Here is a 22,914-nt window from a genome sequence, read left to right as displayed (position 1 = left end):
TGCCGCTTCAGGCAGATCAGCCATGCAGCGCCGCGCCCGCGTTCGCACCAGCCTGCGCAGCGGGCACCCTGACGCGCAGCGCGATCAGCAGCGCCGCCAGCAGCATCAAGGCGCCGGCGGCCATGAAGACGCCGGCGATGCCGCTGATGCTGAACATGGCGCCTCCGGCCGCTGCCCCCGCCGCGATGGCGGACTGTACCGACGCCACCACCATGCCACCGGCGCTTTCCGCCTGGTCCGGGAGGGCGCGCGCCACCCAGTTCGACCAGGCCACCGGCACGCCGCCAAACGCCAGGCCCCAGATCGCCATCAGCAAGGCCTGTCCGGCCAGCGAGGCCGGCAACAGTACCAGCGCCAGCGCGGCGACGCCCACCAGCGCCGGCATCAGCACCAGGGTCAGGCGCAGGCTGCGTTGCATCAACTGCCCGGCCAGCAAGGTGCCGGCAAAGTTGGCCAGGCCAAAACCCAGCAGCATCAGGGCCAGGGTGTCAGGTGCGACATGTGCCGTGGTTTCCAGGAAGGGCCGGATATAGGTAAACAGGGCGAAGTGTCCGGTATGCGCCAGCACGCAGCCCAGCATGCCCACGGCAATGCCGGGACGGCGCAGCAGGCCCATTACCGTGCCGTGCCCGGCCGTCGGGCGGGCCGGTAGCTGCGGCAAGGTCAGCCACTGGAATGCCAGGGTGACCACGCCGATAGCGCTGGCGGCAAAAAATGCGCTGCGCCAGCCGTACAGGCCGCCAAGATAGCTGCCCAGCGGCACCGCCACCACGGTTCCCACGGCGATGCCACTGAAAATGATAGATAGCGCGCGCGGCAGCAGCCTGGCCGGCACCAGCCGCATCGCCACCGCCGCCGCCATGCTCCAGAAACCGCCGAGGGCGACACCGAGCAGCATGCGCATCAGCAGCAACACGCCCAGGCTGGAAGACAGGGCCACCAGCAGGTTCGACGCGATCATCAGCGTGGAAAAGGCCAGCAGCACCAGGCGCCGGTCAAAGCGCCGCGTCAGGCGCGGCACCAGCAAGCCGGCAAACAGCGCCACCACGGCCGTGATCGTCACCGCCTGCCCGGCCAGTGCTTCCGACACCCGCATGTCGGCGGCCATCGGCGTCAGCAGGCTGGCCGGCAGGTATTCCGCCGTCAGCAAGCCGAATACGCCCATCGTCAGCGAAAACACCGCCATCCAGGCCGGCGCCGCAGGTTCGGCGCCGGCAGCAGCCTTGCCGGTCCCGGTCCCGGTCCCGGTCCCGGGTGATACATCACAGATACAATCGCTCATTGCATGGTTCCTCAAGGTTTGAACAAGACGCTCACTGTAGACGCGCTGATTCGGATGGTCTATGATGGAAACCCTGCATTTTTTGATCAAAACCCCGGCAATGACGCGCACCGACGTATTCGCCTTATCTTCCGACCTCATCAGCGCCCTGCTGACGGACATGCGCCTGCGCGGCGTGCAATACCGCCGGGTGCAGGCCGGTGCCCGGTTCGGCCTGCACTTCGAGGCCAGGCCGGGTCATGCTTATTTTCACTTCCTCGCGGTCGGCTCGGCCGTGCTGCGCACCAGCGACGGCACCGTGCATGCGCTGGCGGCAGGCAATGCCGTATTGATGCCGCACGGCGGCGCGCATCAACTTTTGTCGAGCGCCGACATGCCGGCCATCGGCATCGACAGCTATCAGGCTTCGCCGCTGGGCGACAAGGTCGACGCCGTCGATGCTTGCCCCAGCCTCGGCATGACACCGGGGACCATCTTGTTTTATGGCTGCATGGAATTCGATCTCGGCGGCATGCAAGGCCTGGGGCCCTTGATGTCCGAGGTGATGGTGGCCGATGTGATGGGGCAGCGCTACCCTGGCCTGGCGGCCATTCTCGGCTCCATGAAAAGCGAAGTGTGTTCGGGCCGCGTCGGCTTTGCCGGCATCCTGGCGCGCCTGGCCGAAGTGGCGGCCGCCATGATCGTGCGCGGCTGGGTGGAATGTGGTTGCGACCATGCTTCCGGCCTGGTGGCGGCGCTGCGCGACCCGCGCCTGGCGCGCGCCATCCTGGCGCTGCACCGGCAACCGGGCCGCAACTGGACGGTGGAAGAACTGGCCTTCGAATGCCACAGTTCGCGCTCCGCGTTCGCCGAACGCTTCCAGGCGACGATCGGCACGCCGCCGCTGCGCTATGCCACCGAGCTGCGCATGCACCTGGCCAGCCAGTGGCTGGGCCAGGGCCGGCTGCCGGTCGAGACCGTGGCGCAGCGCCTGGGCTACGCCTCCCAGGCCGCCTTCAGCCGCGCCTACAAACGCATCACCGGCCAGACACCTGGCGTAAGCCGGCGCACGCAGCCGGGCAACGGCGCCTGAACCGCGCAGGCAGGCGGCCACTTCGGCCATTTACGCTATGGCGATGTGTCGCGCGCGTCGCGGTGCGATTACAATAAAGCAAACAGCATTGCGCATACCGCCGCAAGCTGGCCAACCATGGAAAGGTGCAAATGAGTGTTCCTTCAAGCGTGGCAGAAACCCGCGTCGCCGTGCTGGTCGACTGCGACAACACCAGCCCGGCCATCCTGGCGTATGCCCTCAGGATGGTGGCGCAATTCGGGCGCGTGGTCTTGCGGCGCGGCTATGGCAACCATACGACCTTGAGCGCCAAATGGCAGGCGGCGCTGGTGGAACAGGCATTCACGCCCTGCCTGCAATTCCAGTATGCCAGTGGCAAGAATACGGCCGATATCGCACTGGCGCTCGACGCCCTGGAGGCCATGTTCGACCAGCGTGCCGACGTGTTCTGCCTGATCACCAGCGATTCCGATTTCGCCTATCTGTGCCGCAAGCTGCGCGAGCGCGGCGCTTCCGTCTGCATCGTCGGCGAAGCCAAGACGCCGTCGGCGCTGCGTAACGCCAGCGACCAGTTCTTCGAGTGGACGCCAGAGCCTGCCGCCAGCCCGGCGCATGCCGCGCCCGTTATCCTGACGCCGGTGCAGCCTGAACCCGCGCCAGCCAAGCCCAGGGAAGGCGTCAAGCTGCAGCCGCTGCTGGTGGTCGACGCGGTCAGGCTGCTGGTCGGCGATGCGGCCGAGGGAAAAGTAGGATTGGGCGCGCTGGGACAATACCTGAAGCGGACAGACTCGGGATTCTCGCCGACCAACTTCGGCCATTCCGGCCTGCTGAACATGGTCAGGACGTATGACCTGCTGACCGTCACCGTGGAGCCGGGCGGCCATCACACGGTGGGGCTATCGGATATGCGCAAGGTGAAGATGCACAAGGTTCCTTAATACCTGGACTTGGCCTCGCACCATATGGCAATCATTCATCCACATCAACTGCCAGCGCACGCGGCCGGTTCGCAAGGTAATACAGCATATATCCGGAATATATCAACGCACCTGACGCCACCGCTGCCTTAAAACAATGCGCCAATGAATCCTCGGCCTCAAAGTCGTATTTTTCCAGGGATGACCTGGCAAATCCTGTCAGCCGGTCCAGGTCAACACCGTCGATTTCGCCATCGTCCCCGAAATCGAAATCTACCGTGCCTGTCGCCAGGCCTACCGCACAGCCAATGCCATGCTTGAAGTAAGAAATACCGCCTTCAAGTTGGCCACGAAAAGGAATGTCCATTCCAGCCCATGCGGTACTGCTATCTGGCATGGGAATTCCAGATCGTTTCATCAATACCAATGCAGCGCGAACGCTATTCTGGTAATCCGAAATCAAGCGGGCAAGGTTCTCATTCATATGGTTTCAACGTGGATCAGCAATTTTTTCACGATATTAAAAAAGCCCCTGGCGAACAGGGGCTTCTCGCTACGACAGCACTGTAACAGTCATTACTGTACTTGGTACTTGACCGAACGTGGCCCGTACAGCAAACCATTGGTCATGCCGGCCGACAGCAGGCGCGCATTGGCCACGCCGGCGACCGGATGCGCCGCATCGGTGGTGCTGTTGATGATCTGCTTGACGGCCGCCGCCACCAAGGCGCCGATCAGCCCGCCGCCACCGTTGTTGCCGCCCTCGTTGTTGGAGGCGCTGGCCTTGCCTTCCCACAGCAGGGTGCCGCTTTTCAGGTCGACCAGCTTGGCCGTCACTGCCACTACCGCCACGCTGTCGATCACGGTATAGGTCGAGCCGTACTTGTCGATGGTGATATACAGGCCGGCGTCGGCGCCGAAGATCTCGTTGAGTTTCTTGACGTCGACACCGTGGATGTCGGCCGCATTGGTCAGGCCATTCTGCTTGAAGGTCTCGCCGACCACGGCCACCGGCAGCACGTAGTAACCGGCCTCGGCCAGCGGATACGACACTTGCGCGTAGACGCTGTTGCCGGCGTTGACTTCCGGCGAATTGTTCAGCGGCGGCAAGACCACGATCGAGCGCGGCTTGGCGGCCTTGAATGCCGTGTAGTCGTACGATGGCGCCTTGGTGGCGCAACCGACCATCAGTACGGCAGGCGCCAGCAGCAAGGCGATATTTTTCAAGCGCGACATCATAATTTCTCACCTTTTTTCAGTTTGCCCAGCAGGAAGTCCATATACGCGCTCGATTCGGGAAACAGTTTTTTCTCGTCTTCGAACTGCGTGGCCACCTGGTCGGACTTGCCGGCGATCGAGTACAACATGCCCAGATGGGCATGGAAGCCCGGCGGCACGCTGTTGCCCTTGGCACTGATCAGCGCCAGGGCTTTTTCCATTTCGGCGATCTGCCGCTCCGGGCTTTCGCCTTTCAGGTACTGGTACACCTGGGGCTGGTAGCCGTCCCATTGGTACAAGGTCTTTGGCGCCGTGGCGCAGCCAGTCAATGCGACGCACGCCGCCAGCGCCAGCATGCCGCCGGCTTTTTTCATAAGGTTCTTCATCATTGCTGTTTGCGCAGTGCGCCCGCTTCCACGCCGGCCACCAGGCGCTCGACCGCTTCGCGCATGGCCAGGTCCAGGACTTTGCCGTTCAGGGTGGCGTCATAGCTGGCGGTGCCGCCAAAGCCCAGCACTTCGCGGTTCGACAAGCTGTACTCGCCTGCGCCCTGGGCCGAATACACCACTTCCGAGGTGGCGATATTGACGACGTTCAGCGATACCTTGGCGTAAGCCACTTGTGTCTTGCCACGGCCCATGATGCCGAACAATTGCTGGTCACCCACTTCCTTGCGGCCGAATTCGGTCACGTCGCCGGTAATGACAAAATCGGCGCCCTTGATGTTCTGTGCCTGCTTCTTGTATTCCGATTCCTGCTTGATTTCCGCCAAGTTGTCGCGGTCGAGCACATTGAAACGGTTGGTACCTTGCAAGTGCGAGATCAGGATGGTTTTCGACTGGCTGCCGAGGCGGTCGACGCCATCGGAGAAAATGCCACGCATGAAGCTGGAGCGGTTGTCGAACTTGCCGACGGCGATCAGCGTGCGCTGGCCGACATAAGGGCGGGCGGCACTGGCGACCGCAGGAACAGCGAGGGCTTGCGATGTTTCGGTGGCGCAACCGGCCAGCGATCCACCGATCAGCGCGGCCATCAGCAGCGCGCCGCAGGTATTTTTATTCATGATGCCCTTAAGAAGTGAGAGGTCAAGGAAACGCTTGCATAGTGATTTTTTGCAAGTTAATTTCCTTAATGCAATTATAATTTATTACTTACATTATAATTCTCACCAAATGTCACGTTGGTGGCGACATTTCCAAGGCCATCTCTTTCAGTCACGCCAGCAACTGCCGGTACAGTCGGGTCGCCATCAGCCCCGCCGCGCTATGGTGGTTGGCCGGCGACATCAGCGGTATCAACATGTCCATGGCCGACCCCCTGCTGCCCTGCTCCGCCACGGCCTGTTCCAGCGCACGCAGGTCCGCGTCGAAAGGTTGCTCCCCAGGCTGCCGCAAGCCCAGGTGGCGGCGGAACACGCCACGGGTGCCGGCCGGCGATGGGCTTGGTTGAGCTTCGGCCAGGGTTTCGATGGAACGCATGGCGGCGCGGTGCGACATGATGCGCGGCGCGGCGATGCCGGTGCCATCGACTGGCGACTCGATCCAGTCGCGCAGCACCTGCTGCTCGTAGGGGCTGAAGACGCCGAACATTTCCGCCCGCTCGCTCTGGATCAAGCGCCAGAAGCGGCTGTCCTCCACCGGTGCGCCGCGCTGTATCCAGCCGGTGGCGGTCAATTTATCCAATAGCTCCGGCACCTGGCTCTTGTCGCCGAGCCAGTCGTTGATGCTCTTGCCGCCGATGCGGCAATAGTCGGAATGCATGTTTTTGCCGGCCACGCTTTTCTCGCACAGGATGCGCACCAGTTCCTGCCGCAGGTCGAAGCCGGCGATAATGTCGGTGGTGCCGGCGCCCAGGTCATTCAGGCGAAAACCGTTGCGAACGCGGCGGTAGAACGCCTTGCTGTCGCCGAAGCGCGGCATCAATTGCAGCACCGCATCAGTGGCCTTGCGCGCATGGCCGGTCGAACCGTTGTCGACCGTCACATGCAGGGTGAAATAATAGGGATCGATGCCCAGCTCATTGAGTTCATAGGCGGTGATCAGCAGGTGCAGGGGCAACTGCTCGTAGCCCAGGTTGAAGCCAATGATTTCGGGCAGAAAGTTGCCATTGTCGTGGGCCAGGGCCAGCTGGATGGCGCCCTGCACGAAATACCGGTCGTCCAGGTCCTGCCAGTCGTCGCAGCCATGGCTGGCCAGCAGCTTCTGGTACAGCACCACATGGTTTTTTTCTTCCACGCCATCGCCCAGCTCCTCCAGGTAGATCTGGATCAGGGCGCGGAAACGCTGGTGCTGCCATTGCTGCAAGGCGCTGTACAGCCAGGAGCCGTCGACCAGCTTGGTCGGCGCGGCGGCGCGCAAAAAGTACAGGGCGTGCGACTTGCTGGTGAAAAAGCGGCGTGGTGCGCCATTCTTGCGTTCGGCCAGATAGGCCTGGTATTCCACGCCGACCTGTTCGGCGCTGCCGCGCGACCAGTTCAGCAAGTTTTCCGGCTGCTCGGGCAAGCCATCGGGCAGATCGTCCGCAGCCAGCAGTTGCTGCTGCAGATAGTGGCGGGCGGTGGCGCGCGCCATGGCAGCATGGCCCGGTGCGCCGAGGGTATCGTAGATGGCGCGCGCATCGGGCAGGCGCGCTGCCGAGTCGCGTTGAACAGGTTGTGCTGCGGTGGAAAGCAAGCTGTGCATGACCGTGCCTTGAAAGAAGTGAGGCCTGGCCGGACTGCGGGAGTCGGGCGGCGGCCGGTATGCTTCCATTATCAAGACGGACGGTGCATCCGCACATCAGTACGCTTCGCGCCCGGGCGTGGGACAAGGCTTACAGCCAGGAATTACTTCTTGCGCAGGAAGTCAGGCAGCATGCTCATCAGCACGCCATCCTTGTCGATCACATGGTGCTTGATGGCGGCAGCCGCATGGCCCAGCACCACCAGGCCGAAGCTCCAGGCCAGCCATTGATGGACCAGCTTGGCAAGGCCATAATATTCCTGGGCCGGCGCCACCAGCGGCGGCAATTGCACCAGGCCCAGCAGCATGATGGGCTTGTCGGCCACCGAACTCCACATCCAGCCCGACAGCGGCAAGGCGATCAGCGCCACCGCATACAGGCCATAATGGCCCAGGTGCGCCATGCGCTGCATGGCCGGCGACATCGAGGCCGGCAGCGGCGGGGCCGGATGGGTAAAACGCCACAGCAGGCGTAGTGCCGTCAGGAACAGCACCGTGCTGGCAATGGCCTTGTGCAAGAAGGTCAGCTGGTGATGGGGGTTCAGTTCGTCGCGCAAATGCACGGCCACAAAGCCGATCAGCCAGGCGGCGATCCAGATCAGCGCCATCAGCCAGTGCTGGAATTTCGAGATCGGGTGGTAGGACGGCGTGGTGGCGATGGGCTTGGTCATGGTGTGTTTAGGGCAGTCAAATTAAACGATACAATAGTGTATCACCATACGATACAAGGTATTCCATGCAAAAAGATACGGGTGGCATCCAGGTGATTGCGCGGGCGGCCGCCATCCTGCGCGCGCTGGGGCGCGAAGGCATGAGCCTGGGTGCGCTGGCAAAACAGACGGGCTTGCCGCGCTCGACCGTGCAGCGCATCGTCGATGCGCTGGCGGCCGAGGATTTCGTGGAGGCCGGCGACGCGGGCGTGCGGCTGGGATGGGGCCTGGGACGGCTGGCGCAACTGGCACAGTCCGATATCGTGCTGGCGGCGCGGCCCCACCTGGAAGCGCTGTTCGAAGCGACGCACGAGAGCGTCGATATTTCCACGCGCCAGGGCAGCGAGGTATCCTTTCTCGACCGTATCGTGTCCGACCAGGAATTGCGCGTGGTGCCGATCACCAACAAGCCGCGCCGCCTGCATGCGATGGCCAACGGCAAGGCTTTACTCGGCAGCATGAGCGACGCGGAAGTCGAACGCCTGCTGCAAGACAACTTGCTTGCGCTGACGTCCCACACCATCGCCACCCTGCCCGCCTTGCTGGCCGACCTGGCGCTGGCGCGCGTCAGCGGTTTCAGCTACGACCGCGAAGAACACGCGCTGGGCGTGTGCGCGATCGGCACGGCGATCCGCGTGCCGGGCCTGCCGGCGCTGGCCATTTCGGTGGCGGCGCCGGCGTCGCGCTTCGAAGCGAGCCTGCCCGCGCTACGGCAAGCGCTGCAGGCGGCGCGCGCGGCGATCGAGCAAAGCCTGGCTGCGCTGCAAACGCCGCCGGGCTGATTCAGCTGTCGGCCAGCCGGGCCACGAGCCACTGTTCGAAGTCGGCCACCATGGCCGGCTCCAGGCGGTGGCCGGCCTCGTACTCCCGGTACTGCAGGCGCACGTTCAGGCCAGCCAGCACCTGCCTGGCATGATGCGCAAAATGCAGACCCAGCACCTGGTCCTGGCGGCCATGGCTGACAAACGCGTGCAAGGCTGCCAGCGGCTTGCCCGGCGTGACCAGCGGCAGCACTTCCGGCAGGATGCGCCCGCTCAGGATGCCGAAACCGGCCAGCTGCTGCGGCGCGCTCAGGGCCACGCTGGCGCTCATGATGCCGCCCTGGCTGAAGCCGGCGATCCAGATGCGCTCCGGATCGATGGCATGCGCTTGCGGCAACTGCCCGATAAACGCCAGCAAGGTCGTGCGCGCCCGCTCGGCCTGCGGCGCATCGATGGCCGGGCCGTTTGCCGTGAAGCTGACCCGGAACCAGGCGAACTGCATCGGCCCCAGTGCCAGCGGGCCGCGCGCCAGGATCACGCTGAAACGCGGATCGATGCCGCGCGCCAGTTCCATCAAGCCCTGTTCAGTGGCGCCCACGCCATGCAGCAGGATCAAACAGGGCGACTTGCCCGCGCCGCGACTGCCCTCGCGCAGCCGGTACACCAGGCCGGAGACCGGTTCGGTCAGGGTGTGATTCAATTGTTCGCTCATCGCTTACCTTGTGTTATCGACAGACCTATCGTAACCATCTTGATATGGTTGATAAAGTAGCGTGCGACCGCTAGACTATTTCCATTTGATTGACAATCGCGAAAGCCCTGCCAATATGGATGTATTCGCTTCAATGAAGATGTACGCGGCGGTGGTCGATGGCGGCAGCTTTGCGGCGGCGGCCGGCAAGCTGGGCGTGTCGCGCGCGATGGTGTCTAAACAGGTGCAAAAGCTGGAAGAGCACCTGGGCACGCGCTTGCTCAACCGCACCACGCGCCGCATCAGCCTGACGGAAACGGGACGCGAGTTCCACGAGCGCAGCGTGCAGATCCTGGCCGACGTGGAAGACGCCGAACAAGGCGCGGCACGCCTGACCCGCACGGCCCGCGGCCTGCTGCGCGTGACGATTCCGCTCGCTTACGGCCAGCACCGGCTGGCCGCCATCGTCGGCGACTATGCGCTGGCCTACCCGCAGGTAAAGCTTGACATTACGCTCAGCGACCGCAAGCTCGACCTCGTCGAAGACGGCTTCGACCTGGCGATCCGCATCGGCGCCCTGCCGCCATCGGACCTGGTGGCGCGCAAGATCGGCAGCGAACGCAGCGTGGTCTGCGGCACGCCCGCCTACCTGGCCCGCCATGGCGCGCCGCAACTGCCGTCCGACCTGGCCGGCCATGCCTGCCTGGGCTATACCCTGACCGGCGCCGGCAACGAGTGGCGGCTGGAAAACACCGGCGACGGCGCCATGGCCAGCATCGCCGTGAACGGCCCCATCAAGGCGGACAACGGCGACATCCTACGCCTGGCCGCGCTGCGCGATGCCGGCCTGATCTTCCAGCCGCGCTTTATCGTCGCCGGCGACCTGGCGGCGGGCCGCCTGGTGCAAGTGTTGCCGCAATGGCAGTCGGGCGAACTGGGCGTGCATGCTGTGTATCCCAGCCGCAAGCACCTGTCGGCCAAGGTGCGCACCTTTATCGACTATCTTGCGGAACGCCTGGCCTGAATGGACACTGCCAGCCGGACGCGGCAAATCCGTTTGAAATGCGACAATTGCTACAGCACGATCACGATGCGGCCTATTTGACATTCAACCTCGGGAGAACGACATGAAAATGCTTTTGACGGCGGTACTGGCGCTTGGCGCGCAACTGGCGCACGCACAGACGGTGGAATTATTCTTCGCGGGGCCGAACGGTGCGGAACAGGCGGCCGGCACGGTCAGCATTTCGCAAACCCAATACGGCGCCCTGCTGACGCCCGACCTGAAAGGCTTGCCGGCCGGCACGCACGGTTTTCATCTGCATGAAAAGCCATCGTGCGACGCCAGCGTGACGGACGGCAAGCCAACCCCGGCCGGCGCCGCGGGCGGCCACTGGGACCCGGCCAAGACCGCCGCGCACAAGGGCCCGTACGACGCCTCCGGCCACCAGGGCGATTTGCCCGCCATCTACGTGGCCGCCGATGGCACGGCCACTTATCCGGTACTGGCGCCGCGCCTGAAAGCCGCCGACTTCAAGGGCCACGCGCTGATGGTGCACGTGGGCGGCGACAACCACAGCGACCATCCTGAAAAACTCGGTGGCGGCGGCGCGCGCATGGCGTGCGGCGTGGTCAAATAAGCGATAACAAGCGGCACGGCGCCGTCGCCGTGTCCATAGTAAACTGCGCGCCTTGAACCTTGCTGAAAGAAAAACATGAACGCCGATACCCCCAACAAACCCGCGATGGATGCGGAAACGCTGGAATTCATCCGCGGCCTGTTCGCCCTCGTGCGCGAAGGCGATACGGCGCAACTGGGCGCCATGGTCGCCAAGGGCGTGCCGGTCAACTTCCGCAATGAAAAAGGCGACAGCCTGATCATGCTGGCCAGCTATCACGGCCACCTGGACACCTCGCGCCTGCTGCTCGAAGCGGGCGCCGACGCCAATGTGCCGAACGACCAGGGCCAGACGCCCCTGGCCGGCGTCGCCTACAAGGGCTACCTGGAGATCGCCGAACTGCTGCTGCAGCACGGCGCCAAGGTCGAAGGCGGCAGCCCCGACGGCAAGACGCCGCTGATGATGGCCGCCATGTTCAACCGCCTGGCCATTCTTGAGTTGCTGCTGAAGCACGGCGCCCGCATCGACGCCGTCGACAGCCGCGGCATGACGGCCGTCTCGCTGGCCAAGACCATGAATGCGGCCGATACCCTGGCCCATTTGACCGCACTGGGCCAGACGGCATAAGTGCTGTGATCAGTACTGTGGCAAGATTGTGTCAGTTTGCCGGCGCCGGCATCTGAGCTGCGGCGTGGGCAAACCAAAGCACGCGCCCAGGCCGGCCGATTCGCTACACTGGCTGTCATGAGCACACCCTCTCCCACCATCTCGCATCCGCTGGCCGTCGCGCTGGCCCTGTCGCTGGGCGCCGCCGTGGCGCTGGGCCTGTCGCGCTTTTCGTATGGCCTGCTGCTGCCGCCCATGCGCGACGACCTGGGCTGGTCCTACCTGCTGGCCGGCGCCATGAACACCTGCAATGCGCTCGGGTATTTCCTCGGCGCCCTGGCCACGCCCGCCCTGCTGCGCCGCATGGGCACCTGGCGCCTGCTGATGGCTGGCAGCGTGCTGGCCAGCATCTTCATGCTGCTGTCCGGTTTTGTGAGCGACACCACCGCCCTGTTCCTGCAGCGCGTGTGCGCCGGCGCGGCCAGCGCCTTTGTGTTTGTCGCCGGCGGCGTACTGGCCGCGCGGCTCGGCTCGCTGCAGGGCGAACGGGCCGGCTTTATCATCGGCCTGTACTACGGCGGCACGGGTTTCGGCATCGCGCTGTCCGCCTTGCTGGTGCCGGCCGCGCTGTCGTCGGCCCAGCAGCATGGCGCGGCGCACGGCTGGCAATCGGCCTGGCTGGCGCTGGGCATCGCCTGCCTGCTGGCGACCGCCCTGATGGCCCTGCCGGCCAGAAGCATCGGCGAGGCGCGATTGATGCAGGGCCAGGCGCAGCGCTTTTCCAGCAAGGACTTTGCCTGCGGCCTGGCCGCCTACTTCATGTTCGGCGCCGGCTATATCGGCTACATGACCTTCGTGGTCGCCCTGCTCAAGCAGCAGGGCATGTCGCAGCAGCTGATCACCGTGTTCTACACCCTGCTGGGCCTGGCGGTGGTGGCCTCCTCGCGCATCTGGGCCCGCATGCTGGACCGCAACAAGGGCGGCCAGTCGCTGGCCATCCTGAACGCCCTGCTGGGCGTGGCCACCCTGATACCGGCGCTGACCAGCGCCGCGCCGTTCATCTTCCTGTCCGGCCTGGTGTTCGGCGCCGTGTTCCTGTCGGTGGTGGCCTCCACCACGGCCCTGGTGCGGCACAACCTGCCGCCGGAATCGTGGCCGGCCGGCATCAGCGCGTTTACCGCCGTGTTCGCCTTCGGCCAGATCGCCGGCCCGGTGCTGGTCGGCTGGATCGCCGATCGCCAGGCGGGGCTGGAACGTGGCCTGATCGCTTCAAGCGTGCTGCTGTTGATCGGCGCGGCACTGGCGATGGGGCAGAAGGCGCTGGTGGCTGGCCGTTGAAATCGCAACGGCGCCGCGCCTGGCAGCGCGCGCAGCGGTGGATTTTGACCAGTTTTATGGTGAAAGAGCCGCTTTTCAGCTGAAAAACGCATGGCACACATCGTGCTGATAAGGAGGATATTCTCACTATCAGGAACGACCCCGCCATGCCATCTCCTTCATCGCGCAATTTTGTTTTCCTTCCACTGCTGACCGCTTTCCTGGCGCCCGCCCAGGCCCAGGACGGCGGCGCGTCCGGCGCAGAGGCGCTGGCCGGTGCGGCCGCCGCCGCCGGCAATGTGGTGGTAATCGGCACCCGCCGGGCCAATACCACGGAGCTGAGCAGCCAGGCGCCGGTCGATGTGTATTCGACGCGGCAGCTGGCCGAAACGGGCGCCGTCAATCTGAACCAGGCACTGCAGGCGCTGGCGCCCTCGTTTCAATACAATGTGACGGCCGGTTCCGATGGCGTGGCCACCGTGCGGCCGGCCGCCCTGCGTGGCCTGGCGCCGTCGCAGACCCTGGTTTTGATCAACGGCAAGCGGGCGCATTTGTCGGCCTTTGTCAATAACAAGAGTGGCCTGGGCCGTGGTGCGCAGGCGTTCGACCTGGCCAAGATCCCGCTGGCCGCCATCGACCGGGTGGAAATCCTGCGCGATGGCGCGGCCGCCCAATATGGTTCCGATGCGATTGCAGGCGTGATCAATATCGTGCTGAAAAGCCAGGATGCGGGTGGCGCTGCGGCGGTCCAGGTAGGCAAGTTTGCCGAAGGCGACGGCTTTTCCAAGAGCGCCAGCGGCTCGGCCGGCTTTGCCCTGCCCGGCGACGGCTTTTTGACGGTGGCCGGCGAAGCCATCAACACCCAGCGCACCACCTTGCGCGAAGGGGCCGATACGCGCCAGTTCTACTTTGCCAACGACCCGCGCGAAACCTCGGGCGCGGCCAGGCGCGAATGGCTGGTGGGCTCGCCCGCGCTGGAAGAATACAACGGCGTGCTCAATGCCGAATGGGGCCTGGCGCCGGAATTGCGCGCCTATGTGTTCGGCAACGTGGGCCACCGCCTGGGCCGCTCGCAGGGGCTGTTCCGCCGTCCCAACGACAACGGCACGGTGCGCTCGCTGTTTCCCGACGGCTTCCTGCCGCTATTGAATACCACTTCGAACGATGGCGCACTGAATGCCGGCCTGCGCTACGGTAACGACAAGACGGGCCAATTCGACCTGGGCGTCAATCATGGCGGCAACCGCATCAAGTTCGACGTGCCCGATTCCATCAACGCCAGCCTGGGCGCGGCCAGCCCGCGCAGCTTTTATGCGGGCGGCATGAAAAACACCCAGACCAATCTCACGCTCGACTATGTGCGCAACGCCGCCGTCGGCTTTTCCACCGAGCCGCTGGTGGTGTCGGCCGGCGCGGCCTTGCGGCATGAGAAATTCTCGATCGACGCGGGCGACGAGGCGTCGTGGATCGCCGGCACCGTGCCGATTCTTGACGGCCCCAGCGCGGGTGCGCGCGCGCCGGCCGGCGCCCAGGGTTTCCCCGGCTACCGTCCCGACGACGCGGGCAGCCTCACGCGCAGCGTGCAAGGCGTATATGCGGGCCTGGAAAACCAGCTGACCGAGAAATTCCAGTGGGGCGCCACCGCCCGCGCCGAGCATTATTCGGACTTCGGCAATACCTGGAACGGCAAGCTGTCGCTGCGCTACGACTTTACGCCCACGGTTGCCTTGCGCGCCACGGCCAGCAATGGCTACCGCGCGCCGTCGCTGGGCCAGGCCAACCTGTCGTCCACGCAAACCACCTTCCGCGCCGGCGAGCCGTTCGACGTGCGCAATTTCCCGGTCGACCACCCGGCCGCGCGGGCCCTGGGCGCCACCGCGCTGAAACCCGAAAAATCGGTCAACTTTTCCACCGGCCTGGTGTTCCAGCCGGCGAAAAATACCTCGCTGACCATCGACGCCTACCAGATCGCCATCCGCGACCGCATCACCTTGTCCGAAACCCTCAGCGGCGCGCTGGTCGAGCGGCTGCTGCGCGAGGCGGGCTTCGCGGGTGTCAGCGGCGCCTCCTTCTTTGTCAACGCGCTCGACACCCGCACGCGCGGCGTGGATGTGGTGGGCAATCACCGCCTGGCGTTGCAAGGCTACGGCAACCTGGACCTGGGCCTGGGCTACAACTACGGCGTGACCAAGATCACGGGCGTGAAGGACAACTCGGGCCAGCTGGCCGGCAGCGGCCTGGCGCTGGTGGGCCGCACCACGCGCGGCAATATCGAGTCGTACTCGCCCCGTTCGACCTTGCGCCTGACGGGCCGCTATGCCGTCGGCGACTGGACGGTCGGCGTGACGGAAGCGCGCTACGGCAAGTTCACGGTGGTCGACACGGGCAACAACCCGGCGCTGGACCAGGTATTCGGCGCGCAATGGGTGACCGACCTGACCCTGGCCTACAAGCTGGGCCGCCATACCAGCATCACCTTCGGCGCCAACAACCTGTTCGATTCCTACCCGGACAAGACGCGCCCGGAACTGCGCCTGGCCGGCGGCCGCTATGTCTATCCTTCCAGCCAGGCCCCGGTCGGCGCCTTCGGCACCTATTACTCGCTGCGCCTGGCCACCGCGTTCTGATGTTCCATTAGAGGAGTTTCGACATGCAATCACCACTCGCCATTTCCATCGCCTTGTCTTTGCTGCTCGCGGCCACGCCGGCCCGCGCCGACACGGCGCTGGACAAGATCAAGGACCGGGGACAATTGTCGGTCTGCTACGGAGGCTTCGAGTCGCCCGGCTTCGCCTACCTGGACCAGGCGGGCAAGCCGGCCGGCCTGACCTGGGACCTGATCGTCGACCTGCACCAGCGCGTGGGCGCGGCCGTGGGCAAGCCCTTGAAACTGAACCTGGTGCGCATCACGCCGGTCAACCGCATCATCTTCGTCAAGCAGGGCCGCTGCGACTTCATGGTGACGTCTTTGCTCGATACGCCCGAGCGGCGGCGCGAGATCGATTTCGCCTCGCCCGGCTTCTACAGCGCGGCGGCGGCCGTGTTCGCGCTGAAAAGCACGCGCATCGAAAGCTGGGCCGACCTGCAGGGCAAGACCGTCTGCGCGCCGGCCGCGTCGGTGTGGGTGCGCCCCTACGAAGCCAAGGGCCTGAAGATCGCCGCCTTCCCCGGCTTTGCGGAAGTGCACAAGGCGGTGGCCGACGGGCGCTGCGTGGCCTCGATCGGCGACGATACGGGGTATGCCAAGATCAAGGAAGACAACCATAGCTGGAGCGGCTTCGAACTCAAGCTGATCGGCGACGAGCGCCTGCCCTGGGGCGTGGCGCTGAAAAAGAACGAACCGGAACTCAAGCAGCTGCTGGGCAGCATCGTCGAACGCTGGCACCGCGAGCGCTTTATCATCGGCCTGGAACACAAGTACCAGCTGCCGCCGAATGTGTGGGCGCAGCAGATGGCCGAGCGCTACGCGGTGAAGGTCAGCGCACGATGAGCGCAGGTTTTTTTCCGGAAGGCGGCGCGGCCAGGGAATGGCTGATCGAACACGGCCTGAACCTGACCATACTATGGGACCCGGCCGACGGACGGCGCTTCCTGCTCGGTCTTGGATTGACGCTGGCGCTGGCCGTGCTGGCCGTGGCGCTGTCGCTGGCCATCGGCGTGACCGGTGCGGCCGTAAAAGGTTCCCGCTTTGCCGCCGGCCAGAAAGCGATCAATGCCTATGTCGAGGTGTTCCGCAACACGCCGCTGCTGGCGCAAATGTATTTCTTCTTTTTCGGCGTCGGCTCGCTGCTGCCGATGGTGGTCAACGAGCACGGCGAACAGGTGCGCCTGCTGGGCAGCTTCGGCTGGGCCGTGATCGTGCTGGGCCTGCATTCGGGCGCCTTCCAGATCGAGGCGCTGCGCGGCAGCATCGACGCCGTGCCGCGCGCCACGGTCGAAGCGGCCGAAGCGCTGGGCCTGAGCCGGCTGCAGATCTTCCGCCAGGTGATCGCGCCGCTGGCCCTGCGCCACAGCTTGCCGGCCCTGTCGAACAGCATCGCCCAGACCATCAAGGCGACCTCGGTGGCGTTCGCCATCGCCGTGCCCGAACTGACCTATGCCTGCAACCGCATCTGGTCCGACAGCTTCAATGTGCCGGTGATGATACAGATCCTGCTGGTCACCTATCTGCTGCTGATCGGCGGCGTATCGGCCGGCATGCGCGCCATCGAACGCCGGCTGCAGCTGCCAGGGAGCGTGGCCGCATGAGCGCCCGCCTGACCACCACCAATGGCAACGGCGCCTCCGGACTGTGGCGCTGGGCGCGCTGGGCGGCGCTGCTGGCGCTGGCCGCCTGGACGCATGACCGCTACCGCGAACCGATAAGCTACCTGGTGGCCTGGACGCCGGGCCTGCTGTCCAGCTTCGTGCTGAATATCGTCATGGGCCTGGTGGCAATTGCCTTTGCCACTGCGGGCGGCACCGTGCTGGGCATCGTGCAATGCTCGCCGCACCGCCGCCGCGCGGCCGTGGCGCGCCAGCTCACCCTGGTGCTGCGCAATGCGCCGTGGCTGGTGGCGGTGTTTTACCTGATGTACCTGGTGCCGTATGAAATCAAGGTGTTCGGCGAATACCTCTTCCTGCCCGACTGGCTGAAGGCGGCCATCGGCATCGGCGTGCCCGCCTCGGGCTATATGTCCGAGATCGTGCGCGGCGGCATACGCTCGATCCCGCTGCAGCAATGGGAAGCGGCCACCGCCCTGGGCCTGGACCGCCGCCAGATATTGCGCAAGGTGGTGTTGCCGCAGGCGCTGCGCAGCATGACGCCACCGTGGATGAGCTTGTACTGCATCGTGACCTTGTCCACCTCGCTGGCCAATATCCTCGGCGTGGAAGAGCTGATGACCTCGGTCGGCCTGCGCCTGGCCGGCGAAACCCGGCCCGACCTGCTGCTGCCGGCCCACGCCTATACCTTCATCGTGTTCTTTGTCTATATCTATCCGATTTCGCGCCTGTCGCGCCGTCTTGAAAAAAAATGGAGCGTGAAAGAATGAGCCAGTCATCCACCGGCGAACACCAGATCGTGATCCGCGACCTGGTCAAGTCCTACGGCAGCCACACCGTGCTCAATGGCGTGTCGCTCGACGTGCGCCAGTCCGAGATCGCCTGCCTGATCGGCCCTTCCGGTTCCGGCAAGTCCACCCTGCTGCGCACCATCAACGCGCTGGCCGGCGTCGACAGCGGCACCATCGACGTGTGCGGCATCCGCGTGACGGACGCCGCGCCGGACCTGCTGAAACTGCGCCGCCAGGTCGGCATGATCTTCCAGAGCTACAACCTGTTCCCGCATTTGTCCGTGCTGGACAACATCACCCTGGCGCCGCTGACGGTGCTCAAGGAAGAACGGGGACCGGCCGAAGAGCGCGCCCGCGCCCTGCTGGCCAAGGTCAAGCTGACCGGCAAGGAGCACGCTTACCCGGGCCAGCTGTCCGGCGGCCAGCAGCAGCGCGTGGCGATTGCCCGCAGCCTGGCGATGCAGCCGCGCGTGATGATGTTCGACGAAGTGACGGCCGCGCTGGACCCGGAAACCGTCAAGGAGGTGCTGACCACCATCCGCGACGTGGCCGCCAGCGGCGTCACCTGTTTGATCGTCACGCACGAAATGCGCTTCGCGCGCGAAATCGCCGACGTCGTCCACTTCACGGACGGCGGACGCATCGTCGAATCGGGCACGCCCGAGCATATTTTTACCGCGCCGCGCGACAGCCGCACGCGCGCATTTTTAGAAAGGGTTTTGTAATGAGCAGTGACAAGCACGCAGGCGGCGCCAGCCGCGATCACAGTTTCGCCACCCGCCTGGGCCATGTGGGGCGCGACCCGGCCGCACACGGCGGCACGGTCAACACGCCGATTTATCGCGCCTCGACCTTTATCTGGCCCGACACGGCCAGCCTAGAGGCGCAGCGCCAGCTGGCGCAAGATCCGTCTTATCGCGGCACCATGTACGGCCGCCTGGGCAACCCCACCACGGTGGCCTTCGAAGACGCGGTGGCGGAACTGGAAGGCGGCTATCGCGGCCTGATCATGCCCTCGGGCCTGGCCGCGATTGTCGGCGCCGTGCTGGCCGTGGCAAAGTCGGGCGACCATATCCTGGTGACCGACAACGTCTACCCCAGCGCGCGCAATGTGTTCCTCAACGTGCTGACCCGCTACGGCATCGACACCAGCTTTTTCGATCCTCTCGATGTCGACAACCTGGCGCTGCATATCCGCAAGAACACGCGCGTGGTCTACCTGGAAGCACCGGGTTCCGACACCTTCGAAGTGCAGGACGTGCCGCGCATCGCCGAAGTGGCCCATGCCCATGGCGCGCTGGTGCTGTTCGATAATACCTGGGCCACGCCCTATTTCTTCAAGCCGTTCGAGCACGGCGTCGATATCTCGCTGCACGCGGCCACCAAATACCTGGTCGGCCATTCGGACGCCATGCTGGGCCTGATCGTCACGCGCAAGGAGATTTACAGCGACGTGCGCTCCACCGTGCGCGGCCTGGGCTATATCGCCGGCCCCGACGACGCCTACCTGGCGCTGCGCGGCCTGCGCACCCTGGGCGTGCGGCTGGATCGCCACGAGCGCTCGGCGATCGAGGTGGCCGAATGGCTGTCGCGCCACGAAGCGGTAATCGGCGTGCGCCACCCGGCGTTCGAGCACCATCCGGGCCACGCCGTGTGGAAGCGCGATTTCACGGGATCGTCGGGGTTATTTTCATTCGAATTGCCGGCAACGGCACCGCAGGTGCTCAATACCTTTCTCGACCACCTGCGGCTGTTCGCCATGGGCGCAAGCTGGGGCGGCTACGAGAGCCTGGTCAAGCTGCCGCATGCGACACGCACGTTCCAGCCGCTCGATCCGAAACGGCAGATCATCCGCCTGCACGTGGGGCTGGAATCGGTGGGGGACCTGATCGCCGATCTCGATCACGCACTAGGCGCGTTTACATATGCCCGAGCACGACAATAAGCAAGCCATGTGCTCAGGCGGTGCAGGCCTCGCCGGCTTCCTGCTCGCCACCGGAAAAATGGTGGCGCTTGAGCAGGGTGCGCAGCACGTTGCGCGAAATGCCCAGCAGGCGCGCCGTCTGCGTCTGGTTGTTGTGCGCGATCGCCAGCGCGGCGCCCGTCACGGCCGCCTCGATCTGGTCGAAGGCGGCATCCTCGCCGGCGTCGAGCAGCGCTTCGAGGATGGTGCGCAGTTGCTGCTGCAGGCCAGCTTCGACCGGTTCTACCACTTCCTGTACCGGCACAGGTATGTGAGTCTCCGGCTCGCGCAGCGGCAAGGGGTGGACCTGCGCCAGCGCGCGCGTGGCGGCCGGCTGGCGCCCCAGGCGCAAGTCTTCGGCGCGCAGCACGCCATCGCGGCAGACGATCATCGCGTAGTGAATCGTGTTTTCCAGTTCGCGGATATTGCCGGGCCAGCCATAGTCCAGCAGCACCTGGCGCGCCGCCTCGTCGATAACGATATCGGCGATCTTCAGGCGCTCGGCATAGTATTTCATGAAGTGCTGGGCCAGCGGCAGGATATCGCCCTGGCGCGCATACAGCGGCGGCAGGGCCAACGTGGCCACGCCGAGCCGGTAATACAGGTCGGCCCGGAAGCGCCCGGCCTGCACCGCGTCGTACAGGTCGATATTGGTGGCGGCCACCAGGCGCACGTCGAGCGGCGTGGTGCGGCGCGATCCCAGGCGCACGATCTGCCGCTCCTGTATCACGCGCAGCAGCTTGACCTGCATCGACAGCGGCAAGTCGCCGATTTCATCGAGGAACAGGGTGCCGCCATTGGCCGCCTCGAACCAGCCCTGGCGCGCCTGGGTGGCGCCCGTGAATGCCCCCGCTTCGTGGCCGAACAGCTCGGCGTCGATCAGGGTTTCGCTGAAGGCGCCGCAATTGACGGCGATAAACGGGCCGCTGCGCTTGCTGTGCGTGTGCAGATAGCGCGCCAGCAATTCCTTGCCGGTGCCGGTTTCGCCGATAATCAGGGCGGTAGCGTCGGTCGGTGCGATATGCGTGGCCAGCGCCAGCAGCGCTTCGGAACGGGGATCGTTGAACACCAGCGCCTTGGCTCGGATCGACAGCGCGGCGCCACTCGAGGTGGGCAGGGTCAGCAGGACACTCACGATAAGCGGCTTTCAATAAAAGTGGAAAGTAGCGGCAGCTTTGCGCTAAAGTGTGAAAAGCTTTACTAAAGCGCGATAAGCACCGTGTTACATTGTAACGATAGCATGATCAACCCCTGATACTTAACGAAGAATTTGGCATGACCTTATGCTAAAGCGAACTATGAACGAATCCACGGCAACACTGCAGCTCGATATCCTCGACGACTTCACCTTGCGCCTGAAAGCCCTCGTCGCCCGCGCCGGTTCGGTCAGCGCGCTGGCCAAAAAGGCCGGCATTTCGCATAGCGGGCTATTGCGCTACCTCGGTGGCGGCGACCCGTCGCGCAAGGTGCTGGTCGCGCTGGCGCAGGCGGCCAATGTCGACCTGGCGTGGCTGGCCACCGGCCACGGCGAAATGACGTCCGGCATGCCCAAGCAAAGCCTGACCCTGCTGCCGCTGTACGAGGGCCAGGCGGCCAACGACCACGCGCCACCACGGCTGGACCCGACCACCCTGACTGAACTGGCCTTCTGCCGCTTCTGGCTGCAGCGCAACGGCCTCGACGCTTCGCACCTGAAAGCCCTGATCATGCCCGGCGACTGCATGGCGCCCCACTTCCTGCCGGGCGACACCTTGCTGATCGATATCACCCGCAAGGAGCTGGCCGACGGCCAGGTGTTCCTGCTGGAAGACAGCGGCAACCTGCTGCTGCGCCGCATCCAGCTGGAAGTGGGCGGGCGTATCCGGCTGGTGCCGGACAATCCCGCCTATCGCGCCATCGACGTCGACCCGGCCAGCCTGGCCGTGGTGGGCGGCGTGTTATGGAGCGCGCGGCTGGCGTAATCGGGCCGCCACGGCGGTGATTTTTCACCGGCGGGCGTTGCGTTTGCAGCAGCGCTGCCCTTCACCATCCGGCGCAACGCCTCATAAATCCAAGCTTTCCCTTCCTGTCGCCATCTGGCCCGGTCCTTGCTGTATCAGCAGCACGACCACCCACCACGACAGGAAAACCATGAACGCACCCGCTCAAGCTTCCACCACATTTCCGCTGCTGGCGCCGGCCGCCTGGCTGGCCGAACACCTGCACGACCCGGCCGTCAATGTGATCGCCATCCTCAGCAGGCGCCCCGAGGAAGGCGGCCCTGCGGTCGCCATCGAAGGCGCGCACGCTTTCCACTGGAAGGAACTGCTGTGGGATGAACGCCAGCGCCAGTTCGTTGGCGCCGATACCTTGCGCCGCCGCCTGCGCGCGGCCGGCGTGGACCCCGAACGGCAACTGGTGCTATACGGCGACCACAGCCAGTTTGCCTTTTATGCGCGCTGGGTCCTGCTGCGCGCGGGACTGTCCAATGTCAGCGTGCTCGATGGCGGCCTGCGCGCCTGGCTGGCCGGCGGCTTGCCCACCACGCCGCTGGCCACCGTGCACACGCCGCTGCCGCCGGCCGATGGCGACTTGCAGGCACCGGCGCGCGCCACAGACGATATCCGCATCGGCCGCGACCAGCTGCAGCAAAGGCTCGGCGACGATCATTTGCAGATCCTCGATATCCGCACGCCGGAAGAATATGCCGGCCTGCGAGTGGGACCGGATGGCGGCAACCATGGCGCCGAACGCAGTGGCCATATCCCGGGCGCCGTGCTGCTGCCGTTTGCCGGGCTGCTCGACGAGCACAGCCGCCTGAGGCCTGTCGACGAGCTGCGCGCGCTGGTGGCCGCCAAAGGCATCGATGCCCGGCGCGAGACAGCCGTCTACTGCCGTCTGAGCCACCGCTCCACCCTGGCCTTTTTTGTGCTGACCGAGCTGCTGGGCTTTGACAAGGTGCGCGTCTATGACGGCTCGTGGACGGAATGGGGCAGCCTGGTCGGCGCGCCGATCGAAGCCTGACA

At 65.0% G+C, this 22,914-nt stretch carries 24 protein-coding genes; 15 read left to right on the top strand and 9 right to left on the bottom strand.

The genetic code is table 11. From position 1 onward, the window contains the following. Window positions 1-16: 16 nt before the first annotated feature. A complete protein-coding gene (locus Q8L25_RS18570; RefSeq protein WP_374694183.1) occupies window positions 17-1,282 on the bottom strand; it encodes an MFS transporter in 1,266 nt (421 codons plus the stop codon). A gap of 61 nt (window positions 1,283-1,343) precedes the next feature. On the opposite strand from Q8L25_RS18570, the gene Q8L25_RS18565 reads away from it, so the two are divergent. Next, window positions 1,344-2,354, top strand: a complete 1,011-nt coding sequence (locus Q8L25_RS18565) for an AraC family transcriptional regulator (RefSeq protein WP_308920777.1) — start codon at window positions 1,344-1,346, stop codon at window positions 2,352-2,354. Window positions 2,355-2,485: 131 nt separating this feature from the next. Next, on the top strand, window positions 2,486-3,271 hold the full coding sequence (locus tag Q8L25_RS18560) for an NYN domain-containing protein (protein WP_308920776.1): 786 nt from the start codon (window positions 2,486-2,488) through the stop codon (window positions 3,269-3,271). Window positions 3,272-3,302: 31 nt separating this feature from the next. Here the strand turns inward: Q8L25_RS18560 and Q8L25_RS18555 are convergent, their stop codons facing one another. From Q8L25_RS18555 to Q8L25_RS18530, 6 genes are all read right to left on the bottom strand, one after another. After that, entirely contained in the window at window positions 3,303-3,734 is a 432-nt protein-coding gene (locus Q8L25_RS18555) for a hypothetical protein (protein WP_308920775.1), read from the bottom strand. Between the two features lie 92 nt (window positions 3,735-3,826). Continuing rightward, on the bottom strand, window positions 3,827-4,489 hold the full coding sequence (locus Q8L25_RS18550; protein WP_308920774.1) for a DUF799 domain-containing protein: 663 nt from the start codon (window positions 4,487-4,489) through the stop codon (window positions 3,827-3,829). Next, window positions 4,486-4,842, bottom strand: a complete 357-nt coding sequence (locus Q8L25_RS18545; protein WP_308920773.1) for a DUF4810 domain-containing protein — start codon at window positions 4,840-4,842, stop codon at window positions 4,486-4,488. The genes Q8L25_RS18550 and Q8L25_RS18545 overlap by 4 nt, the downstream gene beginning before the upstream one ends. Window positions 4,843-4,853: 11 nt before the next feature. Then, window positions 4,854-5,531 carry a CsgG/HfaB family protein gene (locus Q8L25_RS18540; RefSeq protein WP_308920772.1) on the bottom strand — a complete coding sequence of 226 codons (678 nt, stop codon included), beginning with the start codon at window positions 5,529-5,531 and terminating at the stop codon, window positions 4,854-4,856. 151 nt (window positions 5,532-5,682) lie between these two features. Then, window positions 5,683-7,149, bottom strand: coding sequence for an iron-containing redox enzyme family protein (locus Q8L25_RS18535; protein ID WP_308920771.1), 1,467 nt, complete (start codon window positions 7,147-7,149; stop codon window positions 5,683-5,685). Window positions 7,150-7,292: 143 nt separating this feature from the next. Further along, window positions 7,293-7,859 (bottom strand): cytochrome b, encoded by a 567-nt coding sequence (locus Q8L25_RS18530; protein ID WP_308920770.1) that lies wholly within the window; start codon window positions 7,857-7,859, stop codon window positions 7,293-7,295. 65 nt (window positions 7,860-7,924) lie between these two features. On the opposite strand from Q8L25_RS18530, the gene Q8L25_RS18525 reads away from it, so the two are divergent. Further along, window positions 7,925-8,680, top strand: a complete 756-nt coding sequence (locus tag Q8L25_RS18525) for an IclR family transcriptional regulator (RefSeq protein ID WP_308920769.1) — start codon at window positions 7,925-7,927, stop codon at window positions 8,678-8,680. Window position 8,681: 1 nt separating this feature from the next. Here Q8L25_RS18525 and Q8L25_RS18520 read toward each other — a convergent pair whose 3' ends face one another. After that, window positions 8,682-9,371: a PHB depolymerase family esterase gene (locus tag Q8L25_RS18520; RefSeq protein ID WP_308920768.1), complete on the bottom strand. Its 690-nt coding sequence runs from the start codon at window positions 9,369-9,371 to the stop codon at window positions 8,682-8,684. 133 nt (window positions 9,372-9,504) lie between these two features. Here Q8L25_RS18520 and Q8L25_RS18515 point away from each other — a divergent pair, with 133 nt between their 5' ends. The 10 genes from Q8L25_RS18515 to metC all read left to right on the top strand — a co-directional run bounded on the left by Q8L25_RS18515 (window position 9,505) and on the right by metC (window position 19,891). Continuing rightward, window positions 9,505-10,374, top strand: a complete 870-nt coding sequence (locus tag Q8L25_RS18515; protein WP_308920767.1) for a LysR family transcriptional regulator — start codon at window positions 9,505-9,507, stop codon at window positions 10,372-10,374. A 103-nt stretch (window positions 10,375-10,477) separates the two neighbouring features. Further along, window positions 10,478-10,990, top strand: a complete 513-nt coding sequence (gene sodC / locus Q8L25_RS18510) for a superoxide dismutase [Cu-Zn] SodC (RefSeq protein WP_308920766.1) — start codon at window positions 10,478-10,480, stop codon at window positions 10,988-10,990. A 75-nt stretch (window positions 10,991-11,065) separates the two neighbouring features. Next, a complete protein-coding gene (locus tag Q8L25_RS18505) occupies window positions 11,066-11,596 on the top strand; it encodes an ankyrin repeat domain-containing protein (protein WP_308920765.1) in 531 nt (176 codons plus the stop codon). Window positions 11,597-11,713: 117 nt separating this feature from the next. Beyond that, entirely contained in the window at window positions 11,714-12,913 is a 1,200-nt protein-coding gene (locus Q8L25_RS18500) for a YbfB/YjiJ family MFS transporter (protein ID WP_308920764.1), read from the top strand. Between the two features lie 146 nt (window positions 12,914-13,059). Continuing rightward, the gene (locus tag Q8L25_RS18495) at window positions 13,060-15,519 is read left to right on the top strand and encodes a TonB-dependent receptor (RefSeq protein WP_308920763.1); all 2,460 of its coding nucleotides are present in this window, start codon (window positions 13,060-13,062) and stop codon (window positions 15,517-15,519) included. 23 nt (window positions 15,520-15,542) lie between these two features. Continuing rightward, a complete protein-coding gene (locus Q8L25_RS18490) occupies window positions 15,543-16,382 on the top strand; it encodes a transporter substrate-binding domain-containing protein (protein WP_308920762.1) in 840 nt (279 codons plus the stop codon). Continuing rightward, a complete protein-coding gene (locus Q8L25_RS18485) occupies window positions 16,379-17,140 on the top strand; it encodes an amino acid ABC transporter permease (protein ID WP_308920761.1) in 762 nt (253 codons plus the stop codon). The genes Q8L25_RS18490 and Q8L25_RS18485 overlap by 4 nt, the downstream gene beginning before the upstream one ends. Beyond that, window positions 17,137-17,925: an amino acid ABC transporter permease gene (locus tag Q8L25_RS18480; protein WP_308920760.1), complete on the top strand. Its 789-nt coding sequence runs from the start codon at window positions 17,137-17,139 to the stop codon at window positions 17,923-17,925. The genes Q8L25_RS18485 and Q8L25_RS18480 overlap by 4 nt, the downstream gene beginning before the upstream one ends. Beyond that, on the top strand, window positions 17,922-18,671 hold the full coding sequence (locus Q8L25_RS18475; RefSeq protein WP_308920759.1) for an amino acid ABC transporter ATP-binding protein: 750 nt from the start codon (window positions 17,922-17,924) through the stop codon (window positions 18,669-18,671). The genes Q8L25_RS18480 and Q8L25_RS18475 overlap by 4 nt, the downstream gene beginning before the upstream one ends. Further along, a complete protein-coding gene (metC, locus tag Q8L25_RS18470; protein ID WP_308920758.1) occupies window positions 18,671-19,891 on the top strand; it encodes a cystathionine beta-lyase in 1,221 nt (406 codons plus the stop codon). The genes Q8L25_RS18475 and metC overlap by 1 nt, the downstream gene beginning before the upstream one ends. A 13-nt stretch (window positions 19,892-19,904) precedes the next feature. Here the strand turns inward: metC and Q8L25_RS18465 are convergent, their stop codons facing one another. Further along, complete coding sequence (locus Q8L25_RS18465) at window positions 19,905-21,044, bottom strand: sigma-54 dependent transcriptional regulator (RefSeq protein ID WP_308920757.1); 1,140 nt, start codon at window positions 21,042-21,044, stop codon at window positions 19,905-19,907. Window positions 21,045-21,207: 163 nt separating this feature from the next. Here Q8L25_RS18465 and Q8L25_RS18460 point away from each other — a divergent pair, with 163 nt between their 5' ends. Together Q8L25_RS18460 and Q8L25_RS18455 are read left to right on the top strand one after the other, a co-directional pair. Next, on the top strand, window positions 21,208-21,870 hold the full coding sequence (locus Q8L25_RS18460) for a S24 family peptidase (protein ID WP_308920756.1): 663 nt from the start codon (window positions 21,208-21,210) through the stop codon (window positions 21,868-21,870). A 169-nt stretch (window positions 21,871-22,039) separates the two neighbouring features. After that, window positions 22,040-22,912, top strand: a complete 873-nt coding sequence (locus tag Q8L25_RS18455; protein WP_308920755.1) for a sulfurtransferase — start codon at window positions 22,040-22,042, stop codon at window positions 22,910-22,912. Window positions 22,913-22,914 lie beyond the last annotated feature (2 nt).

It is taken from the genome of Janthinobacterium sp. J1-1 (assembly GCF_030944405.1).
Lineage (GTDB): Bacteria > Pseudomonadota > Gammaproteobacteria > Burkholderiales > Burkholderiaceae_D > Janthinobacterium.
Note: the sequence above shows the minus strand (reverse complement) of the source record. Positions and strands in the feature narration are given on the sequence as shown.